Origin of the sequence: Chloroflexus sp. (assembly GCF_034431535.1) — a bacterium.
Classification (GTDB): domain Bacteria; phylum Chloroflexota; class Chloroflexia; order Chloroflexales; family Chloroflexaceae; genus Chloroflexus.
The window spans coordinates 34,823-51,562 of sequence record NZ_DAOUDC010000017.1 but is presented as its reverse complement, the minus strand read 5'-3'; the positions used below and the strand labels follow the sequence as shown (position 1 = coordinate 51,562).

10 protein-coding genes are annotated in these 16,740 nt (G+C 59.6%); all 10 read left to right on the top strand.

Features of this window, described 5'->3' with window-relative positions; all coding sequences use genetic code 11:
- The first annotated feature begins 31 nt into the window (after positions 1–31).
- The 10 genes from U9R61_RS04505 to U9R61_RS04460 all read left to right on the top strand — a co-directional run bounded on the left by U9R61_RS04505 (position 32) and on the right by U9R61_RS04460 (position 16,385).
- Positions 32–2,074: a YIP1 family protein gene (locus U9R61_RS04505; RefSeq protein WP_322487628.1), complete on the top strand. Its 2,043-nt coding sequence runs from the start codon at positions 32–34 to the stop codon at positions 2,072–2,074.
- Positions 2,075–2,107: 33 nt separating this feature from the next.
- Positions 2,108–4,237 carry a DUF5696 domain-containing protein gene (locus tag U9R61_RS04500; protein WP_322487627.1) on the top strand — a complete coding sequence of 710 codons (2,130 nt, stop codon included), beginning with the start codon at positions 2,108–2,110 and terminating at the stop codon, positions 4,235–4,237.
- A 337-nt stretch (positions 4,238–4,574) separates the two neighbouring features.
- The gene (locus U9R61_RS04495; RefSeq protein WP_322487626.1) at positions 4,575–5,444 is read left to right on the top strand and encodes a sugar ABC transporter permease; all 870 of its coding nucleotides are present in this window, start codon (positions 4,575–4,577) and stop codon (positions 5,442–5,444) included.
- A 202-nt stretch (positions 5,445–5,646) separates the two neighbouring features.
- Entirely contained in the window at positions 5,647–6,576 is a 930-nt protein-coding gene (locus U9R61_RS04490; protein ID WP_322487625.1) for a carbohydrate ABC transporter permease, read from the top strand.
- Positions 6,569–7,969, top strand: a complete 1,401-nt coding sequence (locus tag U9R61_RS04485) for a glucoamylase family protein (protein ID WP_322487624.1) — start codon at positions 6,569–6,571, stop codon at positions 7,967–7,969. The genes U9R61_RS04490 and U9R61_RS04485 overlap by 8 nt, the downstream gene beginning before the upstream one ends.
- A 121-nt stretch (positions 7,970–8,090) precedes the next feature.
- Positions 8,091–9,074 (top strand): LacI family DNA-binding transcriptional regulator, encoded by a 984-nt coding sequence (locus U9R61_RS04480; protein WP_322487623.1) that lies wholly within the window; start codon positions 8,091–8,093, stop codon positions 9,072–9,074.
- Between the two features lie 3 nt (positions 9,075–9,077).
- Entirely contained in the window at positions 9,078–10,316 is a 1,239-nt protein-coding gene (locus U9R61_RS04475) for a glucoamylase family protein (protein ID WP_322487622.1), read from the top strand.
- A gap of 148 nt (positions 10,317–10,464) precedes the next feature.
- Positions 10,465–12,678 carry a beta-galactosidase gene (locus U9R61_RS04470; RefSeq protein WP_322487621.1) on the top strand — a complete coding sequence of 738 codons (2,214 nt, stop codon included), beginning with the start codon at positions 10,465–10,467 and terminating at the stop codon, positions 12,676–12,678.
- Positions 12,679–12,727: 49 nt separating this feature from the next.
- Positions 12,728–14,836, top strand: coding sequence for a glycoside hydrolase family 3 N-terminal domain-containing protein (locus U9R61_RS04465; RefSeq protein WP_322487620.1), 2,109 nt, complete (start codon positions 12,728–12,730; stop codon positions 14,834–14,836).
- Between the two features lie 364 nt (positions 14,837–15,200).
- A complete protein-coding gene (locus U9R61_RS04460; RefSeq protein ID WP_322487619.1) occupies positions 15,201–16,385 on the top strand; it encodes an acyl-CoA dehydrogenase family protein in 1,185 nt (394 codons plus the stop codon).
- Positions 16,386–16,740 lie beyond the last annotated feature (355 nt).

The following is a 16,740-nucleotide window of genomic DNA, read 5'->3' as shown; positions in this document are numbered from 1 at the left end:
AGCGAGCGTGGGTCAACGCAGAGGCAACCGCATGAAACTGATGCGCACCCGCAAACGAAGAGGGTTTTTGATCGGCGCGATCATCGGGTTGGCGCTGGGATTGGCGTTGCTCACGCCGCCGGCGCGGGCCGACACGCCCTACGTGACGTGGACTCCCGGCCCCGGCGGTAAGCTGTATATAACGCAAGACGCCTACATCCCGGCGGATGAGATTGGCTTGCCGGTGGCAGGGCCGGAAGACCTCTTTATGACCCCGGATGGCGTGATCTACCTTGCCGATACCGGCAACGGGCGGGTGGTGCGGCTCGACGCGACGCTGGCCGTGGCGGCGGAATATGGCAAAGGGGTGCTGACCAAGCCTACCGGCGTGTTTGTCGATGATGAAGGGACGGTCTACGTAGCCGATGCCGGCCTCAATCAGATCGTGGTCTTTGCCGCCGACGGCGCGTTGCGCCACCAATTTGGCCGGCCCAGCGAACCGCTCTTCGGCAAGAACCGTACCTTCTTGCCGCGTAAAGTGGCGGTTGACCGGCGAAAAAATCTCTATGTGATTAGCGAAGGCTCGGTGCAAGGGGTCATCCAGCTCAACCCCGACGGACGCTTCATCGGCAACTTCGCCGCCAACACTGCCCAGATGTCGCTGCGCATGATCTTGCAGCGCATGTTTCTAAGCGAAGAGCAACTGGCTCAACTAGTGCGCAACGAAGCCGCTTCACCGTCCAATCTGGCGATTGACCGCCAATCGATGCTCTATACCATTACCGCCAGCACCTTCGCCGATCAAAGCATTCGCAAGTTTACCGTGGCGGGGCGGAACATCTTCCCAACCATCTACGGCTCGACCTCATTCCGCGACATCCATGTCGATACCGAAGGGTTGCTGGTGGTGGTTGACAGCGAGGGGCGCGTGTTTGAGTACGACCAAAACGGCACGTTGCTGTTTATGTTCAATGCCCATGACAACGGCGACCAACGCCGTGGCACACTCATTAATCCGACCGGCATTGCCCGTTACAGCGATACGATCTACGTGCTCGATAAAGAAAAGAATGCGCTGATCCTTTACCAAGCGACTGCCTTCGCCGAGACCGTGCATCGCGCGATGCGGCTCTATTTGGCCGGCTTCTACCGTGAAGCGCAACCCTACTTTGAGCAAGTGCTCAACTACAACGGCTCGTTCATCATGGCCTATCAGGGGTTGGCCGACGCCTATTTCAAAGCGGGAGACGACCCTGCTGCGCTGGCCACTTACCGCTACGCCGAAGACCGGAACGGCTATTCGGAAGCGTTCTGGGAGCTGCGCAATGCGGTGTTGCAGCAGTACCTCGGCCCGTTCATCGTGGCGGTGACACTGGCCGCACTTGGGCAGAGCGTCTTCCGCCGGTTCGAGCGACGGCACGGCTGGCTAACGCCATTGCGCGACGGGATGCGCCGACTGCGCCGGTACCGGCTGATCGATGACATGATCTTCTTGCTGCGCTTCGTGCGCCACCCGGTTGATAGCTTTTACTACATTAAGGCCAGCCAGCGCGGTAGCCTGCGCTTTGCCTTGCTGATCTACCTGTGGGTGATCACAGTGCATATATCCTCGCTCTACCTGATCGGCTTCCCATTCAACCCGTATGCCTATCCCGGCCAGATTCGGGTCGAGAACGAGATCGCGCTGTTGGTGGCGCTGTTTGGCTTGTGGAACGCCGCTAACTATCTGGTGTCAACCATCAGCGACGGCGAAGGGCGGGTGCGCGATGTCGTGATCGGCAGCGCCTACAGTCTCGTTCCCTATGCACTGTTCATGCCGGTGGTGATTGCGGCCTCGAATGTGCTGACACTGAACGAAGTCTTTTTGGTCAGCTTTTCGCAGCAGGTCATCTTGGCATCGACTGGATTGATGCTTTTCATTATGGTGCGGGAAATTCACAACTACACCATTTCCGAAACGATGAGCAATGTGCTCAAGACGCTGTTTACGATGGCGATGCTGGCGTTGACCGCCTACATCTTGTCCTTGCTGTTTGGGCAACTGTTCGACTTTGTGAGCGCGGTCTGGCAAGAGATCGGGTTACGTGGTCTGTAATAACGCTGCTTGGTATCACCGACGAGGCTGAAGGTGAAAGCATATCCATTCATCATCCTGATCGCAGCAATATTGCTGGCAACTGCGCCGGCCACGAGCCAAGCCGTGAGCGATGCCGCCATCCCCGCTGGCTACGAGCGGGTGGCTGCCAACCCCAGCTTCGAGCTGTACCTCAACCGTGAAACGCTGGCGTTTAAGGTGCTCGACCGGCGCAGCGGGCATCTCTGGTCATCGAACCTCGATGAGGTCACGCCGGACGACCGGCTCAACCGGACGTGGACGGCCTTTGCTCGCAGCGGGATCAGCATCGAGTATATGGATGCGCGCACGAACACCCGACGGGCCTCGATCACCAATGCCGATCACCGGATCGAGGTGACGCTGCTCGGTGATGGGTTTAGCGGACACGTCACCTTTACCGAACCGGCCATCACCGTGACGGTACAGGTCACGCTCACACCGGCAGGGGTACGGGTGGCGGTGCCGTTCAGCGGGATCAGCGAAGCGGGCAACTTCCGATTGGCCCAATTGCACCTCTACCCCTTCTTTGGCGCGACCCGCGAAGCCGCCACACCGGGGTATATGCTCATTCCCGACGGCAGCGGCAGCCTGATCGCCTTCGCCGAACGCACCACGGCCAGCACCATGTTCTATGGCCGCTACTACGGTCCTGATCTGGGCATGCGCGGCGAGCTGCCAGCCAACCCCGACACCCGCCCTACCTACCCGTTGTCGGCACCGGTCTTTGGCATGGTGCATGGCGAAGGGCAGCATGCCTTCCTCTCCATTCTCGAACAAGGATCGGCCTTTGCCGAATTGCTGGCCCACCCGGCAGGGATCATCACCAAATTCAACTTTCTCTACAACCTGTTCATCTACAACGAGAGCTACTTCCAACCCACCAATCGCTCCGGCGCGGGGGTGACGGTCATCCAACCGCAGACCAACGCCTTCGACATCGTGCAGCACTACCGCTTCCTCAGCGGCGCCGAGGCGGATTATACCGGTTTGGCGCGGGAATACCAGCGCTACCTGATCGAACAAGGCGTCTTGCAGCCGCCAACCGCTGCCAGCGGCGAGTTGCCGTTGCGGGTTGAGTTTTTGGGGGCGGAACGCGAGCGGGTACTCTTCTGGCAACGGGCCATCCCGATGACTACCATCGCCGAGATGGCCGACATCCTCGCCGACCTGCCCACCAAACGAGTGGAAGTGGTCTACTACGGCTGGCAACCGCAAGGCGCCACCGCGCCGCTGCCGCTGGACTTGCGGATCGAAGGCGCTTTGGGCAGCCGGGGGGCATTGGAACGGTTGGCGCAGACAATTGCCGCGCAGGGTGGCAGCCTGAGTTTGTACGTCGATCCGCAAGCCGGAATTGTTGATGAGAGCGGTTACACCCGCGCCGAGACAGCGATGGCGATTAACCGGGCCAGCGTGCGCGGCGTCCACCGCGGCATGCAGCAGATCTACCTCACCCTACCAGCGGTTAAACAGCGGATCGTTGGATGGCGAACAGCCTTCGCATCCGCCGGATTAGGCATGGCGCTCGACGGCATCGGCTTCCGGCTCTACAGCGATTTTCGGGCCGAAACCCGCCACAACCGTGAAGCGATCTTGCAAGCCTATCAAACGCTATTGGCAGCGAATGGCCCCTTTGCCCTCTACCGGCCCAACGCCTACCTGTGGGGAGCCGCTCGCGCCTACTATGATATGCCGCTTGGCGACAGCGGCTATATCTACACCACCAAAGCCGTGCCCTTCCTGCCAATCGTCTTGGCCGGCTACATCCCATACTACGGCCCGCCGCTCAACTTCTCGTCGAATCTGGAAGAAGACCTGCTGCGCCATGCCGATTATGGCGCCTATCCATCGTTCCTGCTGACCCACGAAGCGACGGCGGCGATGTTGCAAACCCGCTCGAACTGGATTTACACCTCGGCCTATCGCCAATGGCGCGACGAGGTGCAACGGGCCTACACACGGCTGGCGAAGGTGCTAGGACCAGTACAGGGCGCGGCCATCGTCGCGCGCACCACACCTCTGCCCGGCGTGGCCGTCACCGACTATGCCAACGGCAAACGGATTGTGGTCAACTACACCACCCAGCCAGTCACGCTGGCCGGCAGAACCATCCCGCCACGCGAGGCGGTGGTGCTAGAGAGGTGATGATGCTCGCAAGGACAATACCAACCTGTCATTGCGAGGGGGCGGTGGGGCTATGGCCCCACCCCAGCCCTGCCCCGCCGGGGGAGGGAGGTACAGGGAGGGATGCCTGAGCAGGTTGCTCCCGTGCGCGCGGGGGATTGCTTCGCCGCCTCCGGCGGCTCGCAATGTACAGATCAGCCTGTCATTGCGAGGGAGAGCGGCCCCCGAAGCAATCTCCCCCTTCAGTGGGAACGATCCGCTGCGATAGCAGCAATGGGGCACAGATATACACGGATCGGGACGTATGCACACAGATCGAAAGAGCGAGCGTGAGTTAGTCCTATCAAGGAGCACCGGTATGGGCAAGAGCGCATTACGGCGGCGCTTGCGCCTGCGCGAAAACCTGCAAGGTTATCGCTTTCTGCTGCCGTGGATCATCGGCTTCGCGCTGTTTACGGCAGCGCCGCTGGCGCAAACCTTTCAATATAGTCTGAGCAACGTCAAAGTTGCAGTGACTGGGATTGAGTTAGCAGCGATGGGTTGGCAAAACTACACTCGCGCTCTGTTTACTGATCCGACCTTTGTGCAATTACTGATTGAATATCTGATTGAAACGGCGATTTCGGTGCCGATCATCTTAATCTTTTCGCTGATTATCGCCCTCTTTTTGAATGTACCATTTTGGGGCAGAAGTATCTTTCGCACCATCTTCTTCTTGCCGGTCGTGATCACCAGCGGGCCGGTGATCGGCGAACTGGTCGCACAAGGGGCAACCTCCGCGCCACAAGTGGCGTCATCAGCGGCGGTAGCGGCTTTTGTCGCCCAACTGCCGGCGCTGTTGCGCGAGCCGGTGCAGTATCTGTTGACATCGTTCATTCTGATTTTGTGGTTTTCGGGGGTGCAAATTCTGATCTATCTGGCCGGATTACAAAAAATTGACCGCTTCGTCTACGAAGCCGCCGCCGTCGATGGTGCATCGGCGTGGGAGATGTTTTGGAAAATTACGCTGCCATCGTTAACGACCACGACATTAATCAATGCACTGTATACGGTTATTACGCTTTCACATTTTTCAGAAAACAAAGTCATCAAATACATTGCTGCCCGCATTTACGACGTTGAAGGCGGGATTGGCTACGCCAGCGCGATGGCGTTTTTGTATTCGCTGGCGTTGATTATGCTGTTAGTGGCAACCTTTATGGTGCTGCGCCCGCGGGTGAAGGATTGAGCAGGTTGGCGGTGATAGTCAGCGGCAATGGGACGGGGATGTATGCGGAGTGGAAGGGATCACAGATTGTCATTGCGAGAGAGGGAGGCCACTCGCGAAGCAGGGTGCCGCCCGACCGAAGCAATCTCCCCTTTCAGCGGGAACGAACCGCTGCGATAGCGTCAATGAGACACAGATACACACGGATTGGAAGGGTGAGCACATGCGGCGGCTACAGTTCGATTATCTACGGCGAGTGGTATGGGGCGTGCATAACCGGACGGGGATCATCCCGACCGTCTTGCTCTATGCTGTCTTGATCGCCATCGGATTTGTCTACCTCTACCCATTGCTATTTATGGCGATCACCAGCTTCAAAAGCCCGGATGATCTGCTCAACCCGATGGTGCAATGGGTGCCGACCGAGCTGTATCTGGGCAATTATCAGAAGGCATACCGAGTGCTCAACTACCTCGATACGCTGCGCTCGACGATTGTGGTCAGTGTGGCTCCGACGGCCTTGCAGGTGGTGGTCTGCGCGCTGGTTGGCTATGGCTTGGCCCGCTACCGGCTCTGGGGCAAGCCGCTGCTCTTCGCCCTGATCTTCGCCACGTTCGTCATCCCGCCGCAAAACACGATCATCCCGCAGATGCTCAACTATCGTTATCTCAATCTGTTGGGATCGATTTGGGCGCTGCTTATTCCGGCGGTGTTAGGCCAAGGGTTCAAGAGCGCGATCTTCATTCTCATCTTCTACCAAAACTTTCTCTCGCTACCCCGCGCACTCGAAGAAGCCGCCCGGCTCGATGGCGCGTCCGATTTCACCGTCTTTTGGCGGATTGCGCTGCCCGGCGCAGTGCCGGCCTTTATCGTCTCGTTCATCTTCTCGGTGGTTTGGTATTGGAATGAGACATACCTGACGACGGTGTTTTTGGAAGGCGGTATGCAGACGTTGCCGATGCAACTGGCCAAATTTACCCAAGCATACGAGAATCTCTACCCTGCCAGTATGGTGAATATCTTCGACCGCCTGAACGAAGCGGTCAAGATGAGCGGGACATTTCTGACCATTTTGCCCTTACTGGTGATGTATTTCATCTTGCAACGCTGGTTTGTCGAATCAATTGAACGATCAGGACTCGCCGGTGAATAAGCTATACTTGTGGAACATTCTGTTTGGAGTTGTGTTGGCGCTGGCCGCCTGCGCTGCACCTGCGGGACCACATGTTACGTCGCCGGACACACCTGCGCCGGTGGCGGCTTCGCCCACGCCACTGCCAGCCACGCCAGCGCCGTTACCCACCGCGACCACGATGGCGCCATCGGTCACACCGGTACCAGTCACGGCTAGCGATGACGAGATCATCGCCTACGAACTGCGCGCGGCTTTCGATTTCTTCTGGGAGCAGGCCAACACCGATCCGGCCAGCCCCGGCTTTGGCCTGATTCGCGACCGCTATCCGGGGTCAACCGGCATCGCCAGTATCGCCTCGGTTGGCTTCGGCCTAACCGCGTTGATTGTCGGGGTCGAACGTGGCTTCATTACCCGCGAACAAGCCTACGAACGGGCGTTGGGCACATTGCAGACGCTGGAACGGATGGCCGTGGTCGAAGGCTTTTACTATCACTTTGTCGATATCAAGACGGGCCAGCGCGCTTGGCAGAGCGAAGTCTCGAGCATTGACACCGCCATCTTGTTGATGGGGGTGTTGGCGGCTGGGCAATATTTCGGCGGCGAGGTGCAAACGCTGGCCACGACCATCTATGAACGGGTCGATTGGCCGTGGTTTCTCGATCCAGATCGGCAGATGTTCTATATGGCCTTTACCCCTGAAAAGGGCTTCAGCGGCCATTGGGACTTTTACGCCGAACAACTGATGCTCTACGTGTTGGCCGCGGGATCGCCCACCCATCCGGTTAACGAAACGCCTTACTACACCTTCATCCGTCACGAGGGGCGTTACGGCGCGGGAGATCCGTTCATCCACTCGTGGTTTGGTTCGCTCTTCACCTACCAATTTAGCCATGCGTGGATCGACTTTCGCGGCTTGGTTGACCGGAAGGGGGTCGATTGGCATCAAAACTCGGTGGCCGCCTCGCGCGCCCACTACGACTTTGCCGTCACGATGGACGCGAAATACACCACGATTGGCCCCACTGCGTGGGGGTTGACCGCGTGCGATGGCCCCAACGGCTATGAAGGGCGTTACGGCGCACCACCGTCGGGGTATGACAACCGTTCGAACTTCATTGACGACACGGTGCCGCCGGCGGGGGCGATCGGCTCGATCATCTTCACGCCAGAAGAGTCGTTGCAGGCGATGCGCTACTACTATTCGCTCGAACGGCTGAAAGGGCGCTACGGCTTCTTCGACGCCTTCAACCTCTCACGCGACTGGTACGCCACTGATGTGATCGGGATCGATAAAGGCATTTCCTTGCTGATGCTGGTCAATTATCAAGATGGATTGATCCACCGCGTCATGATGACCAATCCCGTGATCCAGACCGGGTTGGCGCAGCTGGGTTTCACACCGGCGAAGTGAGATGATCTGGCGCCAGCCGCCACGCGGGTGGAGGGACGGACAGAGAACGTAGAATGGCTATTCAGCGAACGATCGCTGCCAGAGCGTGTTGATAGACCGTGTAGCTGGTTCAGGAGGGACAATGCCCACGATCAAAGATGTTGCCCGCCGCGCTGGGGTGAGTGTCACCGCGGCATCATACGCGCTCAACCACACCGGCACCATCAGCGAAGAGACGCGCCAGCGCGTGCTGCAAGCAGCAGAGGAGCTCAACTATCATCCGAATGCCTTTGCCCGCCACCTCAAAGCGCGCCGGTCGCGCACGATCGGGGTATTTATCACCCGCTTCGCCGGCGCGTTCTACGAAGAGATTCTCGATGGGATTCACGAAGTGATTCTGGCTACTGAATATGAGTTGATTGTTTGTCCCGAGACGCGCGTCGAGCGTCGTATCTTCACCCACCGCCAAGTCGATGGTGCGATCGTCTTCGATACTAGCATTCCCGACGAGCAGATCCTGCGGTTAGCCGGGCCGAAATTCCCGATTGTCGTGATGGATCGTCAACTCGAAGCGGAGCATGTCTTCCCGCTGTTGCTCGATAACCGGCAAGGCGTCGCCCAAGCCTTCGCCCATCTCTACCGGCAAGGGTTGCGCCACTTGGCCTACGTGGCCGGCGCGCCCGACTCGTTTGACAACAACGAACGTATGCAGGCGTTTCTCAACGAAGCCGCCCGCCACCAGCTCTCGGTGCGGGTCTATCCGGGCAATTTCACCGAGCAATCGGGCTACGCGGCGGCGCAGCGGATTATCGCTGAAGGGGATCTGCCAGAAGGAGTCTTTTGCGCCAATGACCAGATGGCGATCGGCTTTATGCGAGCAATGCGCGAACACGGCTTGGAAGCGCCGCGCGACATTGCGGTGGTCGGCTGCGACGACATCCTGTTGGCGCGTTACGTGCAACCGCCCCTCTCAACCATCGGCGCGTCACGGCGGGCATGGGGCGGCACCGCCGCCAAATGGTTGATGAGCTACCTTGAGCACGAAGAGGTCTTCCCGCCACAGCGGATTCCCACCACCTTTATCGCGCGTGCATCATCGCTGAAACATCCAGAGACGCTGGAGTAGCTTGTGGACGAAGCAACCTTGTTTGATTATGAGATCGAAGGCGCGCTTGCCTTTTTTTGCGCCGGAACCAATCTCGATCCGGCCAGCCCCGGCTATGGCCTGACGGTTGATGCTATCCATCGCCCGCGCATCGCTTCGATTGCTTCGGTTGGGTTTGCCTTAAGCGCATGGGTAATTGCAGTCGAACGCGGATGGATGAGCCGCGCCGAGGGGCTGGCGATTACCCGCGGTACGCTCCGCACGCTCTACGAGCGCGTGCCGCACCAATACGGCTTCTTTGCCCACTTTCTCGATCGCTATACCGCTACCCGCTGGCAACAGTGCGAATATTCGACGATTGACACCGGTCTCTGTCTGAACGGCGTGCTCACCGCAGCCGCCTATTTTCGCGACGCCGAGATTGACGAGCTAGCAATGCGCCTGCTCGACCGGATCGATTGGAAGGCGTTTATCACCGAGCGCAACGACCAAACGGTGTTGCGCATGTCGTACAACCCCGATGCCGGCGGTGACTACGTGACCGGTGCGCCGGGATTCATTAGCTACTGGGATATGGCCGCCGAGCAGAAGCTGCTTTACATCCAAGCGGCACTCGGTGTACCGGCAAACACCGCTCGCGCGCTCTACCGGGGCTTTCGCCGTGACATCGGCGTCTACCAAGGCCAGCCGGTGATTATTAACCCCGGCGGCACGCTCTTCGCGTACCAGTACACCGAAGCGTGGCTAGACACCCGCAGCTATCGCGATCCCGATGGCGTTGATTGGTTCAACAACGCGCAGCTAGCGGCGCTGGCCAACCGCGATTTCTGCCTCAGCTTGCGCGATCGGTTTCGCACCTATCACGAGCGGAGCTGGGGCATTGGCTGCGGCGACACCCCACGCGGCTATGTCGTCGCCGGCGCGCTGCCGGCGCTGGCGCCGCCCGAACCCGACGGCACAGTCTCGATCAGCAATGCCACTGCCTGTATGCCATTCATACCTGCTGAAGTGCTGGCGATGCTTGACTACCTCTACCACGAGCAGCCGCAAACCTGCGGGCCATACGGCTTTTACGACGCCTATAACCTCGCGGTGAAGCCGCCATGGTATAGCCGGACGATTTACGGGATTAACAAAGGGTGCGCATTGCTGATGCTCGAAAATGCGCGCAGCGGCCTGATTTGGGATGTCTATTCGTCGAGTTTGCCGATCCAACGGGCGCTGAACGTGTTGGGGTTCACCAAACACGAGAAAGCGCACTGATTAAGACGGACAGGAGTGCCCGCACCAACACAAGAGAACTCGTGCGGGCCAGCGGCCCGCGCCCCAAACAGTAGACAGTAGACAGAGCGCGGGCGGCGCGCCCGCATCCGCAACGCTTCGTGAAATCGGCACCGAGGATACTGCCATCATGCCAAAACTAACCGTTCACAACCAACAATTCTGGCTCGATGAACGTCCACTTTTACTGCAAGCGGGTGAATTCCACTACTTCCGCACCCCCGCCGATCAATGGGAACACCGGCTCAGCCTGATTGTGCAAGCCGGATTTAACGCAGTTGCCTGCTACATCCCGTGGCTCTGGCACCAACCGCAACCGGAGCTGGTCGATCTGGACGGCACAAGCCATCCTATGCGCGACCTTGCTGGATTCCTCGATCTGACCCAACGCATGGGTCTCTATGTGATCGCTCGGCCCGGCCCGTACATTATGGCCGAAACGATCAACGAAGGTATCCCGCCGTGGGTATTTGAACGCCACCCGCAGATCGCACTGATTAACCAGCGCGGCGAAACCGAAAACATTGCCAGCTATTTGCACCCTGATTTTCTGAACTGTGCCGCCGAATGGTACCGCGCTGTCTTTGCCGTGCTGGCGCCGCGCCAGATCACCCGCGGCGGCCCGATCGTGCTGGTGCAGCTCGATAATGAAATGGCCATGCTGCACTGGGTGCGCAACAGTTTCGACCTCAACCCGGTGGCAATGGAGCATTTCGCTGCGTGGCGAGAGGCAATGTACAGCGCTGACCAAACCAGCGCGGCGACGCTAGCCGAACGCTTGCGTTACGCCGATGGCGCAGAAGGCGCGCAACGAGTGGCCGATTATCGCCGTTTCTATCGTACCTATTTGCGCGACTACACAAGCTGGATGCTGGCGACGGCCCGCGCGCACGGCCTTGAGGTGCCGGCGGTGATCAATATTCACGGCTTTGCCAACGGCGGCAAGACCTTCCCAATCGGCTTATCGCAATTGGCCGATGTGTTACGCATGCCCGACGTGATCAGTGCCACCGATGTCTATCCGGGCCAGATCGGCGAGGGCACCTTTCACCAACTGGTGCTGGTCAACGCCATGACCGCTGCTATCCAAAACCCGGCCCAGCCACTCTTTTCGATTGAATTTCAGGCTGGCGGCAACCTCGACTTTAGCAATATGTCGAGCGCCTTCTACGATCTCTATACCCGTCTGTGCCTCGCAAACGGCATGCGTGCCATCAACCACTACCTCTTTTTCGATGGCGAAAACGACCCGATCCTTAGTCCGGTCAAACGGCACGACTGGGGCCATCCTGTGCGCAAAGATGGCACATTGCGCAGCCACTACCATCGCTACCCGTTGCTGTCGCGCACCTTGGCTAGCTACGGCAAGGCACTCACCTTGGCACGACCAGAAACGGTAACAGCTATCGGCTTCCGCCTCGATGACTTCATGACCGAAGTCAATCTGCCTTGCACCCAAGCAGCAACCAACATCATCGCCCATCAGCGCGAGGTTATCCTGTTCGATTTCATCGCGCGCGGGTTGGCGCTGAGCCATCGCGACTTCATCGCGGTTGACCTGCAACAGGTCACGCTCGATCCGGGCCGCACGCCGCTCGTGTGGGCCATGCTCGACACCACCGGCGATCCGGCCACCGAGCGCAAGCTAGTGGACTATGCTCGCGCCGGCGGGAAGGTGGTGATCGTTGGCCGCTTGCGCGCAGAGGGTGAGCTGGCGCAGGCGTTAGCGGTGCAGATCACGAGCGACCCGCCCTTCACCCCGCGCCGGGTGCAGGTCTTTGACATTGCTGATATTCCGGCCAGTTTCGTGCAGACCTACCACGGCGAACTCGGCACGGTCTTTGCGACGGCTGATGGCCTGCCGATAGGATTCCGCAAACCGATTGGCAACGGTGAAATCATCGTGCTCGGCGCAGCCTTCCCGATCATCGCCCTCGATGATCTGCGCGCCTTCACCACGCTGGCGGATTGGGCCGGCGGTCCAGCGCCATTCACCCTCAGCCACTGGGCCGATGTGCGGCTCAGTCGCGGCCCGAACGGCGACTTCCTCTTCATCAACCACTACGGCGACGACCCGCTGGCAACCGAGATCAGGTATCGCGGTACGCCACTCTTCGATGGTCACCCGATTCATTTGCCGGCCCGCAGCGGAGCGATCTTACCGCTCAATTGGCGCATACGTCCCGATCACACCATTCGTTACGCCACCGCCGAAGTCAGATCAGTCACCGAGGAGGCAGCCACCATCGCATTAACCTTTGCCCAACTAACCGGATACGTTTGTGTGGAAAAGAATGGTATTACTCAAACTACGCAATTCACCAACGGCGCCATTCTGCTGTAGCTGTAGCGGTGACGGTACACATCGCAGATGATTGATTAGGAACTAACCCATGAACCACATCGAAGATCGCATCAACCACCTCTTGGGGCAAATGACTCTCGAAGAGAAGATCGGCCAGCTTAACCAACCGATGATCCATGGCTTGCCGGGACTCGACCTGTTACGGCAAGGCCAAGCCGGTTCGATCATCAACGCCTTCGGCGCGCTCAGCGGGCAAGGTTTCGATCATCTGAGTAGCGCCGAGCAGTGTAACGCGCTGCAAAAAGCCGCCCTCGAATCACGTTTGGGCATTCCGTTGCTCTTTGGGCGCGACATCATTCACGGCCAACGTACCGTCTTTCCGATTCCGCTCGCGCAAGCAGCTAGCTTCAACCCCACCCTGATCGAAACCATTAACCGTATTGCCGCCCGCGAAGCCAGCGCAGTCGGTATTCGTTGGACGTTTGCGCCCATGCTGGATATTGCCCGCGATGCGCGCTGGGGTCGCATCGCCGAGGGTTATGGCGAAGACCCCTATCTGACCTCACGTATGGCCGAGGCAGCGGTGCGCGGCTTTCAAGGCGATGATGTCAGCCAGCCCGACCGGTTAGTTGCCTGCGTCAAACATTATGTCGGCTACGGCGCTGCCGAAGGCGGACGTGATTACGAACAGGCGGAAATCTCTGAACCAACCTTGCGCGATGTCTACCTGCCGCCGTTCCGGGCTGCCGTCGCTGCCGGCGTCGGCACCGTCATGAGCGCCTTCCTCGACCTCAACGGCATCCCAGCCACCGCCAACCGCCGGCTCTTGACCGATGTCCTACGCGGCGAATGGGGTTTCGACGGTTTCGTCGTCTCGGATTGGGAGTCGGTCGGGGAACTAGTGCAGCACGGTGTGGCCGAAGATCAGGCGCATGCAGCGACGCTCGCCTTGCGCGCCGGGGTTGATATGGATATGGTAAGCGGTGTGTATCAGACCACGCTGGCCGAAAACTTGCACCGAGGCCGAGTCACGCGCGCCGAAATCGACGAAGCGGTGCGGCGCATCTTGCGCATCAAATTCCGCGCCGGCATCTTCGAGCGGCCCTTTACCGATCCTGAGCGCGCCCAACGCGACATCCTCACCCACGATGCGCGCGCGTTTGCCCGCCAAGCGGCCTGCGAAACGATGGTGCTGCTCAAGAACGAACACAACCTTCTGCCGCTGCGCGACTTCCGCCGCATCCTCGTCGCTGGGCCATTTGCCCACGCCACCGCTGAATTGTTCGGCACATGGACGATGGACGGGCGGGCTGAAGATGTCACGCCGCTCGATCGGGCATTTCAAGAGATCGCGCCGGCGGGGGTCGAGCTGTGGTTCGCCACTGCGCCTGATTTAGCCCTGTCCCGTGCTCACTATGCCGATGCCGTGGTCTTGCTGGTAGGCGAACATCCCGCCCGTTCCGGCGAAAACGCCAACGTCAGCGACCTTGGGCTGCCGCCGGGACAACTCGAATGGATCACGGCCATAGCTGCAATCGGCAAACCGATCGTGCTGGTCGTCTTCGCCGGCAGGCCACTGGCGATCACCCGCGCCGTGGCACAGGTGCAAGCGGTGATTTACGCATGGCATCCGGGGATTGAGGGTGCAGCGGCAGTGGCCGAGCTTCTGTTTGGCTTAGCCGCGCCGGCGGGCCGGCTACCAGTGAGCGTGCCCCTCACGACCGGCCAAGCGCCGCTCTACTACAACCGCAAACCGACAGGGCGGCCCTTGATTGGCGATGGCCCCTTCCGCACCCGCTACGTCGATACCCCGACCGCGCCGCTATTCCCCTTCGGCTACGGCCTCACCTACACCCGCTTCAGCTACAGCGATCTGCGCCTCAGCAGCTCGCGTATGCGCGGCGCGCTGGAGGTGAGCGCTCAGATCACCAACACCGGCGAACGGGCCGGTACCGAAGTGGTTCAACTCTACGTGCGCGATCTGGTGGGATCGCTCACCCGCCCGGTGCGCGAACTGAAAGGCTTCCAGCGCATCACCTTGCCACCCGGCGCAGCGCAGCGGGTCACATTCACTTTGTGCGAAGCGGACTTAGCCTTCACTCGCGCCGATGGTAGTTGGGGAACCGAACCGGGCCGATATAAGGTCTGGATTGCACCGCATTGCGAGGGCGGGCTAGAGGGTGAATTTGAATTGTAACATTTGCCGGCTAATGAATGTATTTGATAGGATGTGCCAAGAAAGTTTGCTGGCTAACAATCATTTACCGTGGTGAGTTGTTCTCATGTCCTTGCGAGCCGCGGAGCGGCGACGCCATCCCCCGCGAGTACGGGAGCCACCCTCTCAGGCACGCATTCCGCCACAGCGGGAGATTGCTTCGGGGGCTACGCCCCCGCGCAATGACAAATGGCCCGTGTTCGTGCGCGCCGCGCAAGCGGCGAAGCAATAAGCCGGTACCTTGTGCGCCTTGTTGCGGCTATTGTAACCCTCTCACGCTAAGATGTGGTATAATCCATTACGCAGTGCGTCATACTATTGTTGAGTGTGTATCAGGAGGCGACCAATGACGATCGCAAGCGAGCGCGGGATTGATATCTTCCATTTCGACGATCTGCTCACCCCGCGCGAGCGCGCGCTTCGCGATAAAGTGCGCGCATTTTGTAACGAGCACGTCTTACCGATCATCAACGACTACTGGGAGCGAGCCGAATTCCCGTTTGAACTGATCCCTCGCATCGCCGAGCTTGGCATCGTTGGCGGCACCATTCAGGGGTACGGTTGTCCGGGATTCACCAGCGTCGAAGTTGGCCTGATCGCCGCCGAGCTAGCCCGCGGCGACGGCAGCGTGGGTACGTTTGTCGGTGTCACCAGCGGCTTGGCGATGGGAGCGATCGCCGCCTGCGGTTCGGAAGAGCAGAAGCAACGTTGGCTACCGGCGATGGCTCGGCTGGAAAAGATTGGCGCGTTCGCGCTTACCGAACCGCACGTCGGCTCTGATGCCGCGCACATTCGCACCACCGCCAAGCGGGTCGATGGCGGTTATCTGCTCAACGGCGAAAAGCGCTGGATCGGCAACGCCACCTTTGCCGATGTGATTGTGGTTTGGGCGAAAGATGAAGAGACGGGGCGGATTGGCGGCTTTCTGGTCGAAAAGGGTACGCCGGGTTATCAGGCGACCAAGATCGAGGGCAAGATCGCCAAACGTTCGGTGATGAATGCTGACATCAAGCTGGATAACGTCTTTGTGCCCGAATCGAACCGCTTGCCGCTGGCCCGCTCGTTCCGCGATACGGCCAATATCCTCAAAAACACCCGCTACGGCGTGGCATGGGAAGCGGTTGGGCACGCGCAAGCCGCTTACGAACTCGCCCTCGACTACACCTTGCAGCGCGAACAGTTTGGCCGCCCGATTGCCGGTTTTCAGTTGGTGCAGCAGAAGCTGGTGCAGATGCTCGGCGATTTAACAGCGATCCAGTTGATGGCATGGCGGTTGAGCAAGCTGCGCGACGAAGACGAAAACCAGATCTCTGAGGGCATGGCTTCGCTGGCCAAGCAGTACTGCGCCGGCAAAGCACGCCAGATTGTGGCGTTGGGCCGCGAAGTGCTCGGCGGCAACGGTATTTTGCTCGACCGGCACATTGCCCGCCACTTCGCTGACATCGAAGCCGTCTATACCTATGAGGGCACCAACGAGATCAACACGTTGGTGGTCGGGCGCGAGATCACGGGGATTGCGGCGTTTGTGTAACGCACAAGCGCACCATACTAGCTGCCTCATAGAGTGCGGCAGCTTGGCTGCTGCACTCCACCAATAGGAGAAGCAACCCGCTCAGGCCTCCTGCCCTTTGACTCCCTCCCACAGCGGGAGAGGTCTGGGGTGGAAGCCACATACCCCGCTCTCCGCCTGTCAGTTCGCGCCGCGCTCCGCGCGGCGAAGCAATCTCCCGCGAGTGCTAGAGCAACTCGCGCAGGTACTTATTTCGCTGAAGAGGGAGATTGCTTCGGTCAGGCGCCACCCAGCGCGGCTGGCTGGCGCCACTCCCTCGCAATGACAACCGATCACGCCCCCGCGCAATAACAAATGGCCCATGTCCTGGCGAGCC